Annotated in this window: 13 protein-coding genes; 4 read left to right on the top strand and 9 right to left on the bottom strand. The window is 42.6% G+C overall.

All coding sequences use genetic code 11. The features are described from left to right. Nucleotides 1-54: 54 nt before the first annotated feature. Nucleotides 55-1,476, bottom strand: a complete 1,422-nt coding sequence (locus tag DSL64_RS27445; RefSeq protein WP_115834188.1) for an anthranilate synthase component I family protein — start codon at nucleotides 1,474-1,476, stop codon at nucleotides 55-57. A 258-nt stretch (nucleotides 1,477-1,734) separates the two neighbouring features. Next, complete coding sequence (locus DSL64_RS27440; protein WP_115834169.1) at nucleotides 1,735-2,283, bottom strand: CopD family protein; 549 nt, start codon at nucleotides 2,281-2,283, stop codon at nucleotides 1,735-1,737. A gap of 149 nt (nucleotides 2,284-2,432) precedes the next feature. On the opposite strand from DSL64_RS27440, the gene msrA reads away from it, so the two are divergent. Together msrA and DSL64_RS27430 are read left to right on the top strand one after the other, a co-directional pair. Next, nucleotides 2,433-3,113 (top strand): peptide-methionine (S)-S-oxide reductase MsrA, encoded by a 681-nt coding sequence (gene msrA, locus DSL64_RS27435; RefSeq protein WP_115834187.1) that lies wholly within the window; start codon nucleotides 2,433-2,435, stop codon nucleotides 3,111-3,113. Nucleotides 3,114-3,261: 148 nt separating this feature from the next. Then, on the top strand, nucleotides 3,262-3,792 hold the full coding sequence (locus DSL64_RS27430) for a hypothetical protein (protein ID WP_115834168.1): 531 nt from the start codon (nucleotides 3,262-3,264) through the stop codon (nucleotides 3,790-3,792). A gap of 63 nt (nucleotides 3,793-3,855) precedes the next feature. Here DSL64_RS27430 and DSL64_RS27425 read toward each other — a convergent pair whose 3' ends face one another. From DSL64_RS27425 to DSL64_RS27395, 7 genes are all read right to left on the bottom strand, one after another. Then, the gene (locus tag DSL64_RS27425) at nucleotides 3,856-4,608 is read right to left on the bottom strand and encodes a hypothetical protein (RefSeq protein ID WP_115834167.1); all 753 of its coding nucleotides are present in this window, start codon (nucleotides 4,606-4,608) and stop codon (nucleotides 3,856-3,858) included. Between the two features lie 43 nt (nucleotides 4,609-4,651). Continuing rightward, entirely contained in the window at nucleotides 4,652-5,407 is a 756-nt protein-coding gene (locus DSL64_RS27420; protein ID WP_115834166.1) for a hypothetical protein, read from the bottom strand. A 49-nt stretch (nucleotides 5,408-5,456) separates the two neighbouring features. Continuing rightward, nucleotides 5,457-6,185: a hypothetical protein gene (locus DSL64_RS27415; protein ID WP_229217250.1), complete on the bottom strand. Its 729-nt coding sequence runs from the start codon at nucleotides 6,183-6,185 to the stop codon at nucleotides 5,457-5,459. A gap of 65 nt (nucleotides 6,186-6,250) precedes the next feature. After that, nucleotides 6,251-6,973 (bottom strand): RluA family pseudouridine synthase, encoded by a 723-nt coding sequence (locus DSL64_RS27410; RefSeq protein ID WP_115834164.1) that lies wholly within the window; start codon nucleotides 6,971-6,973, stop codon nucleotides 6,251-6,253. A 270-nt stretch (nucleotides 6,974-7,243) separates the two neighbouring features. Further along, nucleotides 7,244-7,954 (bottom strand): ABC transporter ATP-binding protein, encoded by a 711-nt coding sequence (locus DSL64_RS27405; protein WP_115834163.1) that lies wholly within the window; start codon nucleotides 7,952-7,954, stop codon nucleotides 7,244-7,246. Nucleotides 7,955-8,001: 47 nt separating this feature from the next. Beyond that, on the bottom strand, nucleotides 8,002-8,460 hold the full coding sequence (locus DSL64_RS27400) for a hypothetical protein (protein ID WP_115834162.1): 459 nt from the start codon (nucleotides 8,458-8,460) through the stop codon (nucleotides 8,002-8,004). Between the two features lie 54 nt (nucleotides 8,461-8,514). Continuing rightward, nucleotides 8,515-11,178, bottom strand: a complete 2,664-nt coding sequence (locus tag DSL64_RS27395) for a tetratricopeptide repeat protein (protein WP_115834161.1) — start codon at nucleotides 11,176-11,178, stop codon at nucleotides 8,515-8,517. A 349-nt stretch (nucleotides 11,179-11,527) separates the two neighbouring features. Here DSL64_RS27395 and atpD point away from each other — a divergent pair, with 349 nt between their 5' ends. Both atpD and atpC read left to right on the top strand, forming a co-directional pair. Then, nucleotides 11,528-13,051 carry a F0F1 ATP synthase subunit beta gene (gene atpD, locus DSL64_RS27390; protein ID WP_115834160.1) on the top strand — a complete coding sequence of 508 codons (1,524 nt, stop codon included), beginning with the start codon at nucleotides 11,528-11,530 and terminating at the stop codon, nucleotides 13,049-13,051. Between the two features lie 69 nt (nucleotides 13,052-13,120). Next, nucleotides 13,121-13,363, top strand: coding sequence for an ATP synthase F1 subunit epsilon (atpC, locus tag DSL64_RS27385; RefSeq protein ID WP_115834159.1), 243 nt, complete (start codon nucleotides 13,121-13,123; stop codon nucleotides 13,361-13,363). The last annotated feature ends 134 nt before the right edge of the window (nucleotides 13,364-13,497 follow it).

The raw sequence follows: 13,497 nt of genomic DNA, 5'->3' as shown, positions 1-13,497 counted from the left end.
TTTTACCACAACTTTTCAAAAGCTGATAGCTAATTGCTAACAGCTCACGGCTGTCTATATTTCCTCCGCGAAATCTATCGCCTTCCTTAGCGCAGCCAGTTTGCTGTTGATTTCCTGTAATTCACTTTCTACAACAGACTTGGCTACAACGCCCATTCCGGCGCGGTAGAAGAGCGTATTGTCTTTGCTGAGGAAAGTTCTGATCGCAATGGCATGATTAAAATCTCCGTTGAAATCCATGAATCCGATTGCTCCTCCATAGATGCTTCTGTTGGTATTTTCCATACCGTCAATCAGTTTCATGGCATTGTGCTTGGGTGCGCCTGTAAGTGTTCCGGCGGGGAATGTGTCGGCTACAAGTTGTAAGGGATTTACGTTTTCGTTCATTTTTCCTACTACCTTAGAAACCAGGTGTATAACGTGAGAATAATACTGTACTTCTTTGTAGTTGGTAACCTGGACAGCATCACAACTTCTGCTCAGGTCATTGCGGGCAAGATCAACCAGCATAACGTGCTCTGCTGTTTCCTTTGGGTCATTTAATAAATCCTGAGCAGCTTCGGCATCGGCCTGGTCGTCGCCGGTACGTCGGAAGGTTCCGGCAATAGGGTGGATTTCTGCCTGACCGTTTTTGATAAATATCTGCTTTTCAGGAGAAGAACCGAAAATCTTGTAATTGCCGTAATCGAAATAGAACAAATACGGAGATGGATTGATGGATCTCAGCGCACGATACACGTTAAATTCGTCGCCCTGAAAATCCCTGCTGAACCGGCGTGAAGGAACGATCTGGAACACATCGCCGCGAAGACAATAATCGATTCCTTTACGAATAATGGTGCGCATTTCATCGTCTGTCACATTGGATGTTTCTTCCGATGCAATTTTGAAATCGTATTTGGGGAAATTCCGGTTTTTGATCAGGATTTCAATCTGGTCGAGTCCTGTACCTTCGTCTCCGCCTTCATAATGATGTTCGAAAATATATAACTCATTTTTGAAATGGTTGATCGCAATTACATAGCGGTATACCTGATAAAATATCTGATCTATTTCCGTTTCAGGACTGGAAGGCTGGATCTGAATATCTTCAAAATAGGATACCGCGTCGTAAGTCATGTGGCCGAAAAGACCATTGGTAATGAACGGGAAAGCACTTTTTTCTGAAACAAAACTCTGAGCAAATCCGTATAGCGCCTGCACTGCATCCTTAGGGTTTTCCAGCACAAACTGCTCATTTGTATTATCAGGGAAATGAACGCTAACCTGACTGTTATTCAGTTTAAACGAGGCTACCGGATCACAGCAGATATAGGTAAATGAGTTTTCATTTCCGTGGTAATCCGAACTTTCGAGTAGGATCGTATTTACGAACCGGTCTCTCAGTTTCAGGTAGATGGATACGGGTGTGAGCGTATCGGCCAGCAGTTTTTTATAGCTGGTGGTGATACGGTAAGTGTTGGTCAAAGTTTTCATTTCAAAAATCGAATTATAAATAACAAAAAAAGGCCCGCCATCGGAAGGACAGCGGGCCATTAGGGAAGTATATTTTTCATTCTATACCATAAAATAGCAGTTACCGGTCCATCCTGTTAAGACGTCCGCGCCACCAACCAATAGTATTAAATGTGAAATTCATATTTTTTGAGTCTTGCGACCTTTTTCTATATTCACAAAGATAAGTAAACGTATTTGAGATTTTCAAGAAAGAATTATAAAACTTTCAGTCTTTATTTATTTTCCTTCTTTTCCCTTTTCGCGGATTCGTTTAACGATTCTCACGGCCGTCATCATGAGTATAGCGAACGTGATGAGTCCGAGTACTCCCCATAGCCAATCTACGGTATTTTTGAGCACAACCAGAAAAACGATGGAGAACAGAAATATCGTTGCTACTTCATTATATAGCCTGAGCTGGAAAGAAGTGAACCGATATTTGCCCTCTTTCAACTCATTCCGGATTTTTCCTGTAAAAAAATGATAAGCGAGGAGTCCGGCTACAAAAAGTAGTTTGAGTTGCATCCAATCCTGTTCCAGCCAGGAAGGAGTGATATAAAGCAGAATTCCCCCGAAGATAATGGCCAGCCATGCCGCAGGAACCATAATGGCTTTCCATAGCAGCATTTCCATTTTAACAAACTGAGCAATCAATATATTTCGTTCTGCTTCAGGTTTGGTATTTGCTTCAGTGTGGTAGACGAACAGCCTGGGTATATAGAACAAGCCGGCAAACCAGCTGACTACAAAAATGATATGAAGTGCTTTGAAATGAAGATAGGTCATGATGCTGGTGAACAGAGAGCGATATATTTCCCAAATGAAAAGGGAGCAATCTTTTTTGTGCCAAATTTCGTAAATAATCTGTCACGGAAAGAATAAACTTTCTTCAATCTGTGGGTGTTTATCAATTGTATAATTTAATGATCAAGCCAATGAAAACAACCATCTCGCTTTTCACTTTTATATTTTTGTGTGGCATGGTTGCTATATCCTGTGCACAGTCGGATAAAAAACAACGTAAAAAAATGGAGAAAGAAACAGTTGCTCTGGATGAAACAAATGTGAACACTGCCGGAACTGAAAAGGCTACCTTCGGAACAGGATGTTTCTGGTGTACAGAAGCGGTCCTTGAATCTCTGGACGGAGTCAAAAAGGTGGTTTCCGGATATTCGGGCGGGCATGATCCTAACCCTACTTACAAGGCAGTTTGTACCGGAGAGACAGGCCATGCGGAGTGTGTGGAGGTGACTTATGACCCCAAAGTGATTACTTATGCGGACTTACTTGAAGCATTTTTCCGCAGTCATGATCCAACGTCACTCAATCGCCAGGGAAATGATGTGGGAACGCAGTACCGCTCAGTAATTTTTTATCATAATGAAGAGCAAAAGCAATTGGCAGAAACAGCAAAAGCTGAATTGGATAAATCAGGGGCTTACAGTAAGCCGATTGTAACCGAAATTACCCCTGCTGTAAAGTTCTTTGTTGCTGAGGATTACCATCAGAACTATTATGCAAATAACCCGGATCAGGGATACTGTGCGTTTGTGATTGCACCTAAGCTTGATAAGTTTAAAAAGGTGTTCAAAGAGAAGTTGAGAAAGAATATTTAATGCATATGGGTGGTGGGCTTGATTTGTGCCCACCGCTCATCCAAAATTTATTCCGTATAATAAGTATCGGTGGCATAAGTTTTGAGACATGGTGGAAAATGATTTTACTTTGTGCCTTTATTAAATATTAATAATCAAACTCACAGACATGAAAAAGACTCTATTAATGCTTGTTGTTGCAGCTTTATTCAGCGTAACATCCGAAAAAGCTTTTGCACAATTTGAAAAAGGAGATAAATTATTGAATGCCGGTATTAACCTTGGCGGCACATATGGTGGCGGCGGTGTTGGTGTTGGTGCTTCTTTTGAAGGCGGTGTACACGACTTTATCAGCGTGGGTGGTCAGGCTGATTTGGTAACCTGGAGTAATGGATTTGGAGGTTACAAATGGAAATATACTTTCTTCACAGTTGCTGCCAGGGGCTCTTATCATTTTGGAAAGCACTTCCTGACCATTGATAATCTGGATCTTTATGCAGGACCATCTATTGGTTACAGAATTGCCAATTATAAAGACCCAAGTGGTTGGACGGGATTCTATGATAATGCATATGATAACGGCGTATTCTTCGGAGCATTTGCCGGAGCTCGTTATTACTTCAAACCTACAATGGGGGTATTTGCTGAAGTTGGATACAACGCTTCTCCACTTAAAGCAGGTATTACTTTCAAATTCTAAGAAATAACAAGGCACAAAAAAATCGGCTTGGATTAATCTAAGCCGATTTTTTGTGCCTATGATTTAGAAAGTCATCTTTAGAGATACCCCAGCCATTTGGGTTGAAGGGTTAAGTACCGGTGTTATGTTAAACCCAAACGATTTATCCCGTTTCCGAAGCTCTTCTCTGACAAGAAGTGCTCTCTTGGTATAGCTTTTCTTTTTAACAAACCCTATGATCGTCAAAGGAATACCTGCTCCAATACCTATCAGGAAAAGCATATATCCTCCCAGAAACTGGTTGAATCCATTGTACGAATTGATAGAGTTGCTTGCACCGCTCATAATTCCAATCCCTATGCCCGTTAGTGCGGCTCCTCCTATAGCACCAACCGTTCCCATTTTTTTATAGTTATCAGCCTTTTTAAGGTAAAATTGATAATTAGTTCTCAGTTGTTCCGACTGCCAATTTTGCACGTTACGGATAGGCAGATTATAGAACTTCTGACCTTTCTGAAAAGGTGTGGCTGCTTTGGTTGTTTTGCTGTTACTGAATTCAAAATAAGCTTGCTCCTTTTCTTCGAAAACCTTTGTATCGCCGTTACCAAAATGAATCCTCGCTATTTCAGACTTATTAATTGTAAAGACTGTTCCCTCGGGATCGTTTATCTTTTTATATGATATAGCATGCTCCTGAATCTCCTTAATTAAAACTTCCAGTTTCGCGTCATTCCTGAAAATAATTGTGTCGCTTTTAGGGGCTGTTTGGGCTACACAAAGCTGACAGACGCAGTTAAGTAGTAATAAAACTTTGAAAACAGGGAAATTTATTTTCATAAATGTAACATAGTTGAGTTCAACGCGAAACTAACAAAGATTATCAGAAAGTCATCTTCAATGCTAATCCTGCCATTTGGGGTGAAGAATTGATAGCAGGAGCTAATTGATAACCCAATGGCTGATTCCTTTTTCGAAGTTCTTCTTGAACCAGCATTGCTCTTTTTTTATAAGTTTTTTCTCTAAGAAAGCCAGTAAGGACAAATGGAATACCAGCACCCAGGCCTGCTGAAAAAAAGGCTGCACCTAACATAGCCTGCATAATACCATCAATTCCTGCCGCATTATTTCCTGCAGTCAGTAATCCTATACCAAGTACGGTGCCGGTAACACCACAGACAACGCCTGCGATCCCCATTTTATGAAACCCCTCAGCCTTTTTCAGATAAAAGGGATAGTTGGTTTGTAGTTGCTCATTATTCCAGTTACGAACTGTCTTGATAGGCAGATTATAGAATTTGCCATTTCTATATTTAGTGGCGGTCGTGTCGGTTTTGGGCTTGTTAAACTTGAAATAGGTTTGTTTTTTCTCTTCAAAAACGGTTGTCTCTCCATTCCCGTATTTGATCTGAGCTATATCCAATCTATTCAGTGTAAGTATCGGTCCATCAGGGCTATTCGGTTTGTTATATGTAACGGTGTGTTGCTGAATTCCTCTTACAATTGCTTCCAGTTTTGCTTCGCTTCGCAATACAATGGTATCGCTTGTAGTGACAGATTGCGCATTGGCGATAAGACAGGAAAGTATCAGAATGAGCAATGACGAGGTAATATGAATTCGGCAGAAAACATTTTTCATGAAACAGCTGATATACAGAGAGATTTTGGTTCTCGTAAAGCTACGAAAACTAAAAAGATATTCTCAGAGCCAGCATGCCCGAATTATTGAAAGGATTATATGAAGGATTTAAACGGACCGTAAGAGGTTGGTTTCTTCTTTCGAGCTCGTTTTTTACTTTTTGAGCTTTTGCGCTGTTTCTTTTGTGGTTGGTAAAAGTAATAAGTCCTAAACCTCCACCAACAACTGTACCCGCTACAGCCAGAGGGTATCCTATCTTTTTATTGTCTGTAGAAGAGCCTGTATTCGCTACAATCAGTCCGGAAACGAGAGACGCAACACCCAACGAAGTGAATATGATCGCCCCTCTTTTTCCATCTATGGCTTTGTCGTTGTAGTACCGGTATTTATCTCTTAATTGATCAGAATTCGCCATCACAACACTTCTCTCAAATTCATCGTTTGGTAAATTGGCCAGGTCTGCATATTGTCCAACGGAATCAGGAGGTGTGGAAGTTGCTAAAACAGAATCCCGTACACTCAAAATCTTTCCATTTTTCAGATAAACTTTCGCAACCAGATCCATGGAGATAAAAGCTTTGGCACTATCTGCTGTGCTCAAATCACGGTAGTTGATCTTTTCATTGGTCATTTGGGTAATCAGTGCCTGAATTCTGGTGCTGTCACGCTTCAGAATCACGTCGTGTTTGGAAGTGCTCTGAGCGCAGGTCATTGAAGATAGAAACAAGGATAAACAAAGTGCTAAAAGAGATCTTTTGCGAAGTATTCGGATGAGCATAGCGGTAACTTTAAATGAAAAATGGACTGATTTCCCAGTCCATCCTTACTAAAATCATGCTAAGTCTATACGCCAAACTTATTCAATTGTTTGACAAGCACTTCAAAATCTTTGGGATACGGCGCTTCTACCATGATGCGCTCACCATCCATCAATGCAAATGAAAGTGCGTAAGCGTGAAGTGCAACACGCTGAATAAGCGGTTGTTCTTCTGTGTCCTTTTTCAAATTGAATTTGCGCTTCAGGTTGGAAAGGAAAATAGGTTCACCACCATATTGAGGATCATTGACGATCGGCGCTTTCAGGCACGACAGGTGAATGCGGATCTGGTGCATACGTCCGGTAATGGGGATACATTCGATCAGCGAATATCCCCGGTACACTTTTAGGGTGTTAAAAATGGTTTCGGCCATTTTACCTTCCGCGCGATCAATTTTTACCGCAGTACCATTTTTCAGCGCGAGAATGGGCAGAAATACTGAAATGCTGTCCAGATTATGAATACCATTCGCTACAGCATGGTAACGCTTGGTCACCTCCCTGTGTTCAAACTGCATGGCAAGGTGCCTGTAGGCTGCCGGATTTTTGGCAAAAGCAAGCACACCCGAAGTCTCTTTATCAAGCCGGTGCGCTGCCTGTAGTTCAGGATTATGTTCCTTGGCAAGCCTTAGCAAACTTCCTCCCCGGTCAGCAGTTCTTTCATCCAAAGTTGCCAAATGGGGAGGTTTATTGACGAGCAAAAAGTCGTCATTTTCAAATATGATAAGGTCTTTAAAATTAATCTTCATAAATTTTTATACTAATAGCAATTCAAAAGTCTGCAGAAGAAAGTTTGATGACAAGGTTACGAAAGCTAAAAAGCGCAGTTTACTATCGTAAATGAGCATTTTTTAGATGAGAATAACGTAGTCAGCAAGCTTTATACAAAGACTTTAACTAAAAATAATCCGGATAAATTACCAAGCATCAGTAATTTATCCGAATTTCCTGTAATCTGTTATACCTCTGACGGTTTCTAAGCTGCAAAGGTAGAGAATCTATTTATTTCGGTAAGCTTCTTATACAAAAGAGCTCACCTTTGTAGGATTCGGATTAATAGTATCAGACTCTACCAGTCCGTCGCGCAAGCGAACAATCCGGTGGGCGTAGTGTGCAATATCCTCTTCGTGGGTAACCATCACAATTGTATTTCCTTTGCTATACAACTGATCGAAAAGATCCATAATCTCATAGGATGTTTTGGTGTCCAGGTTACCTGTAGGCTCATCGGCAAGTAATATACTCGGATCATTTACGAGTGCACGGGCGATGGCCACACGCTGGCGTTGTCCACCGGAAAGCTCATTGGGACGGTGACCTGCGCGGTTTTCCAGCCCTACATTTTTCAGTGAAAGCATAGCTTTTTCGGTACGGTCCGCCTTACTCAGCCCGGCATAGATAAGCGGAAGTGCTACATTATCAAGCGAAGACATACGTGGTAGCAGGTTGAAAGTCTGAAAAACAAACCCGATTTCCTTATTCCGGATTTCGGCCAGTTCACTTTCTGTCATATCGCTTACATCTTTATTGTTGAGGATGTAGCGGCCGGTGGAAGGGGTATCCAGGCAGCCGATGATATTCATCAATGTAGATTTCCCGGAACCGGAAGGGCCCATAAATGCGACATACTCTCCCCTGTTTACAGAAATGGTTACCGATTTCAGAGCCTGAATCACTTCACTACCCATGACATAACGGCGCGAAATATCAGATGTTTCAATAATTTTCATGATGTAATGCGTATGATCTTCAGATAACTTTGTTGTCAACAAAATGGTTAAACGGCAGCTGATGCATTGATTCGGGTAAAATGTTGGTGTGTGTAAAAGGCACTCAGCACAACTGCTCCCGACAATCCTTCACTGTACACATCTCCTTTATTTTTCCAGAAGCCGGTAGATTTGAAGTTAGCGAAGTCATTATCCTTTGTTACTTCCCACGACTGATGCGTCCAGGATGTATATCGAAAATGATAGATTTCTCCTTCATATTTTATTTCAGCACGTTGTTTCCAGAACTTATATGTAATGCTTCCAAGCTCCCTCTTTCCTTCTATGTCAAAAATGATGGTTTCGGATTGCCAGAAACCCTTCGGCTTGAAAGTGATCATATACCCGTTCAATTCTCCATAACCGTCCCCTTTCCATACACTCGTTTTGAAAAGGCCGGCGATCAGTTTTCCTCTGAAAATCCGGTATTCGCGTCCTCCCAAAGATGTCGTCCAGGTTAAAGTCATAGATATTTTCTTTACAGCTTTGTAAACACAGCTACCAATTGCTAAACTAAAAAATCATTTAAACTCCGCTCTTTGTTTTTCGATAAGTGCGCGCATAGGCTGATAGCGATTCACAAATTGCTGATAATCGGCAGGCAAGGCATACTGTTTTACCTTAGTTGCTCCCGTTTCTGCCTGGTCGGTGAGCCCCTGAGCCAGACTCAGGTAGGTATATTGCTCCCACAGCTCCGGTGCGTAATCATTGAAACGTAATGCATTTACAATTATGGCATACGCTTTCGGAATCTGCTTCTTTTGTCGGTACCATTCTGCGGTGGTGGCTACAACTTTTCCACTGAATGGATTCTCTCTTACAGCCGCATTGTAATCAGCATCCTTACCCGATTTTTGTGCGGTTGCCAGTAAAGTATCAGCTTTGGATGCGGGCTTCTTTGCAGACAGCAGCGTTTTTCTGAGTGGCTCCAGAGAGGTTGCGGGTTGTTTTTCCTGAAGCTTATCCAGCAACAAAGAAGCTACGGCATCGTTTCCTGAAAGTGCATTGGCAATGGCCATGCCCAACGTTCCCTCTTCTCCTTCAACCATGGAAAGCTGTTCCATTGCCTTTTCATACAAACCTAACTGAAGAAACCAGTGGCCTGCTACTTTGCGGTACAGGTTTTCTTTATCGCCGCCATCCTCTGCCCATGCTGTGATTGTTTCAATAGCTCTCAGTTTATTTCCCGAATAAAACTCAGGATAAAAAGCTGTGAAGGAAAGATCCTGAGAGAGCAATGGGTTTTTTACAGCGAGGGCTTGTAATGTAGACGCTGGAGTGCTGTCATTTTTAGCCTGATTCAGCGCATAGTTCTGAAGGTATGCAAAAGAGGCTACGCTCAGCAGGGAATCTTTGGGTATAGCATCTTTTTGGAAAGGCTGCCCGGAGAACTGCTGTTTCAGGTTCTGTACCGCCAGCCAGTTGGCCTGCCATGATATATATCCCCTCTGTTTAAATTGTGAAGTCAGCGAGTCGAGCAACTGGACATCTGTATTTTTGGAAAGAATGGCCAGCAGGTTTGTTGCCGGAACGTCGGTGTTTTTGCTGTTTTTCTCGGCTTTTTCAAGGTAATAGTAGGCAGAGTCCGCTACATTGGTTTTGGAATACAACATACCCAGGTTGTTCTGCAATTCGCCGCTCCCGGGGAATACGCGAACACCTTCCTGCAGACTGTGAATAGCATCGAAGAATAAATTTTCCTGAATCAATATAGAACCCAGTCCTGCGTAAGCTTCAGCAGAAGGTTGTTTCAGAAGTGCCTGCCGGAAGTAGTAGGCCGCGGCATTATTATCGCCCTGTCGGAGTGCCAGAGAAGCCAGTGCATAATTGGATTTATGATTCTGAAACTCCTGCTGGAGCGCCAGTTTGTAGTATTGCTCAGCAAGGGTATATTCACCCGTTTTGCTATACAAGTCACCCAAACCGTTGAAATAGCCGGCAATACCCTGGTTTAGTGGTAAGAGTCTTTGAATCGAAAACAGAACAAAAACGGCCACTATTCCGAAAAGCCTGGTTTGTGTCAATCCGAAGCGCATTGGTTTGTACAATACTTTATGTACTTCCAAGCCTTGTTTGAACAAAGGGAAAAAGTTGACAAGAATATAAAAAAAGAATAACAGGCTCATCCCCAGCTGTCCCTGAATGACAACATCCTCCATCACTTCCAGCAGCGGATCATTTGCAGTTCCGAATGTATAGGCAGAAAATGAAGCGGCTATGATAAACAAACCCATATAAAACCAGAACCCCGAACTCCGGAACGGCATAAGTGCTCCCATGGAGTTGGCCCGTTTCTGAAATCCCCAGATACCGGCAACCGCCGCTGCAATCGCCAGATATACCGGTCCGATAAGCGTCATATTCCAGTCAATCTGTTTGGTATTTCGCAGGTATTGTAATGTGAGCATCAACAGAAACAGAATACTGATGACGACAAAGTTGATGAGTGCCGGCTTTCCTTTTTTACCTGATCCGCTTGTACTGATCCACACAAACAGTGCCATGAGTTCTGTGGATATGACAAGCAGAAATACTACCGTCAGTAGTAACCAGAAAGGTGTTGAATAAGAAACCGCCGCTAATGCAGGGAATGGCAGAGGAGAAGCAAGAAAAACTATGATGGCTAGCAATGCAGAAACGCCGAGCATAGCTATGATACGTCTTGCAATGCCGCTTTCTGTGCTGAATGCATGAAAATAGTAACTTAAACCGCCATATAGTATAGTGGAGAGCAGGAACATTCCCTTATTTCCATCTCCGAATATTCCTAAGGTTTCCAGTCTTGATAGTGCAAGGAGAATGATAAATACGATCATCCCTGACAAATACCAAAAGCGGGGCAAGGTAGTGATAGAGGCAAGCAGAATGGAAAGTCCAGTAAGCGCAAATAACCAGAAAGTCCCAACAGTAACGGGATCGGTTTCCATAACCGACGCTATAAAGTTTTCGGTAACCAGCTGAGATGGAACAGACACGCCATATTGCCATTGCCCGATCCGGAATATATCTACCACAGTGGAGATTTCAGAAACCTCGCTGAGCACATTCCAGCGGATTACATTTGCAAGCGGATCGAAGCCTTTCAGGATAAAAAATAAGATTGCAAAAAACAGGATCAGCAAGGAAGCAACGGCAGCCCGGCGCTCGGAGGTTGACCATACTCTCCAAAAAAAGAGTTCCTTCATACAGTTGGTTTAAACCGGATTAAAAATTAGCAGACGCAAGATTACTGCGTTTTTGCATAAAGATTGAAATTATAACGCAGCCGTTGGCAAAATTCGTGAAAACAGTAACGAAACGCAGGCAAACAGGCACAGAAGTAGGGGACCTCTACAAAGAAAGTCTCTTAAAAAGTTCCGTATGGAATTTCCAAAATGCCCTTTTCTGAAAATTTGAATACTGTTTTAGATAAAAAAGGGTGATTTTCTAAAAAATATCCTATAAATCAGGGGGGCAACTGTTGGTACTGACCAAATTATCTCCTACTTTTGCGGTCTGAAAATAACCTCATCGAAGATAATCTAAATCATATTAATGGCAAACGCAACAAATACAGGAAAAATTACACAGGTAATTGGACCAGTTGTAGACGTATCGTTTGAAGACGCCGGACGCATCCCTGCTATTCTTGATGCGTTAGAAGTCATCAAAACAAACGGTCAAAGAGTTATCCTTGAGTGCCAGCAGCACCTTGGAGAAGACAGAGTTCGTACGATCGCTATGGATAGTACCGAAGGTATGCAACGCGGTATGGTAGTTACTCCGTTGGGGGCTCCTATCCAGATGCCAACCGGAGAAGCTATCAAAGGTCGTTTGTTCAACGTAGTAGGTGAGGCTATTGATGGCCTTACACCAGTTGACAAAACGGGCAATGGTATTTCTATTCACCGTGCAGCTCCAAAGTTTGAAGACCTGGCTACCTCTACTGAGATCCTTTTCACAGGTATCAAGGTAATCGATTTGCTTGCTCCTTATGTAAAGGGTGGTAAAATCGGTTTGTTCGGTGGTGCCGGTGTTGGTAAAACCGTATTGATCCAGGAGTTGATCAACAACATCGCGAAAGCTTATGCAGGTCTTTCTGTATTTGCAGGTGTTGGAGAGCGTACCCGTGAAGGAAATGACCTGATGCGCGAGATGATCGAAGCTGGTATTATCAAATACGGCGACGCATTCAAACACAGCCTTGAAGAAGGTGGATGGGACATTTCAAAAGTGGATTACAACTCATTGAAAGAATCTCAGGCTACATTCGTTTTCGGACAAATGAACGAACCTCCTGGGGCACGTGCTCGTGTGGCACTTTCAGGACTTACTATGGCGGAATATTTCCGTGATGGTGATGGCGAAGGTCAGGGACGTGATATTCTTTTCTTTATTGATAACATCTTCCGTTTTACACAAGCAGGTTCTGAAGTATCGGCCCTTTTGGGACGTATGCCTTCTGCGGTAGGTTACCAGCCTACGCTTGCTACTGAAATGGGTCAGATGCAGGAAAGGATTACATCTACGAAACGTGGATCTATTACTTCTGTACAGGCTGTTTATGTACCTGCGGATGACTTGACTGACCCGGCTCCTGCTACAACGTTTGCTCACTTGGATGCAACGACTGTACTCAGCCGTAAAGTTTCTGAAAAAGGTATCTACCCTGCTGTGGATCCATTGGATTCTACATCACGTATCTTGAATGCTGAAACATTGGGTGACGCTCACTATGATTGCGCACAACGTGTTAAAAACATTCTTCAGCGTTACAAAGAATTGCAGGATATTATCGCGATCCTTGGTATGGAAGAACTTTCTGACGATGATAAGCTTGTGGTATCACGTGCACGTCGTGTAGAACGTTTCCTTTCTCAGCCATTCTTCGTAGCAGAGCAGTTCACAGGTTTGAAAGGAACATTGGTTGACATCAACGATACAATCAAAGGTTTTAACCTGATCATGGACGGAAATTATGACCACCTTCCTGAAATGGCGTTCAACCTTGTTGGAACCATCGAAGATGCGCAGGCGAAAGGTGAGAAAATGCTTGCAGAAGCTGCCAGCAGATCATAATTTTTAAGTACTAGTGGGCAGTTAGCAAATAGCTAACAGCTGATCGCTAACAGCTAATCGCTTAAAAGGATGCATTTAGATATTATTACACCTGATAAAAAGGTATTTAACGGCGAAGCAACTGCCGTTACACTACCAGGTACGGAAGGACAGTTTCAGATACTGAACCGTCATGCTCCGTTGGTAAGCACATTGGGTAAAGGAGAAGTAGTGGTGGATGTAAGCGGCACAAAGCAAACTTACACGATCGACGGAGGAGTAGTGGAAGTGCTTAACAACAAGGTGCTGGTTCTGGCTGAAGCCATACTGTAACCGGATATATTAATTAGTGAAAAACCCGGAGCTGCGCGAGTGGCTTCGGTTTTTTTTGTGTGTGTCAGGCATGTTCTATATCTATAGGGTGCAAGTCCCGAACGAGAGTTGCAGTACTTATCGTTAGCTGATGG

The sequence above is a fragment of the Dyadobacter luteus genome, assembly GCF_003383615.1.
Taxonomy (GTDB): domain Bacteria; phylum Bacteroidota; class Bacteroidia; order Cytophagales; family Spirosomataceae; genus Dyadobacter; species Dyadobacter luteus.
The sequence above is the reverse complement of the archived record's forward strand: the minus strand, read 5'-3'. Positions and strand labels throughout refer to the sequence as shown.

Excerpts from the sequence above, each read along its gene's own strand:
- DSL64_RS27415 (WP_229217250.1), bottom strand. The coding sequence starts at position 6,185 with ATGCTCATCCGAATACTTCGCAAAAGATCTCTTTTAGCACTTTGTTTA.
- DSL64_RS27395 (WP_115834161.1), bottom strand. The coding sequence starts at position 11,178 with ATGAAGGAACTCTTTTTTTGGAGAGTATGGTCAACCTCCGAGCGCCGG.
- DSL64_RS27405 (WP_115834163.1), bottom strand. The coding sequence starts at position 7,954 with ATGAAAATTATTGAAACATCTGATATTTCGCGCCGTTATGTCATGGGT.
- atpD (WP_115834160.1), top strand. The coding sequence starts at position 11,528 with ATGGCAAACGCAACAAATACAGGAAAAATTACACAGGTAATTGGACCA.
- DSL64_RS27440 (WP_115834169.1), bottom strand. The coding sequence starts at position 2,283 with ATGACCTATCTTCATTTCAAAGCACTTCATATCATTTTTGTAGTCAGC.
- DSL64_RS27420 (WP_115834166.1), bottom strand. The coding sequence starts at position 5,407 with ATGAAAAATGTTTTCTGCCGAATTCATATTACCTCGTCATTGCTCATT.
- DSL64_RS27445 (WP_115834188.1), bottom strand. The coding sequence starts at position 1,476 with ATGAAAACTTTGACCAACACTTACCGTATCACCACCAGCTATAAAAAA.
- DSL64_RS27430 (WP_115834168.1), top strand. The coding sequence starts at position 3,262 with ATGAAAAAGACTCTATTAATGCTTGTTGTTGCAGCTTTATTCAGCGTA.
- DSL64_RS27400 (WP_115834162.1), bottom strand. The coding sequence starts at position 8,460 with ATGACTTTAACCTGGACGACATCTTTGGGAGGACGCGAATACCGGATT.
- DSL64_RS27425 (WP_115834167.1), bottom strand. The coding sequence starts at position 4,608 with ATGAAAATAAATTTCCCTGTTTTCAAAGTTTTATTACTACTTAACTGC.
- DSL64_RS27410 (WP_115834164.1), bottom strand. The coding sequence starts at position 6,973 with ATGAAGATTAATTTTAAAGACCTTATCATATTTGAAAATGACGACTTT.
- msrA (WP_115834187.1), top strand. The coding sequence starts at position 2,433 with ATGAAAACAACCATCTCGCTTTTCACTTTTATATTTTTGTGTGGCATG.
- atpC (WP_115834159.1), top strand. The coding sequence starts at position 13,121 with ATGCATTTAGATATTATTACACCTGATAAAAAGGTATTTAACGGCGAA.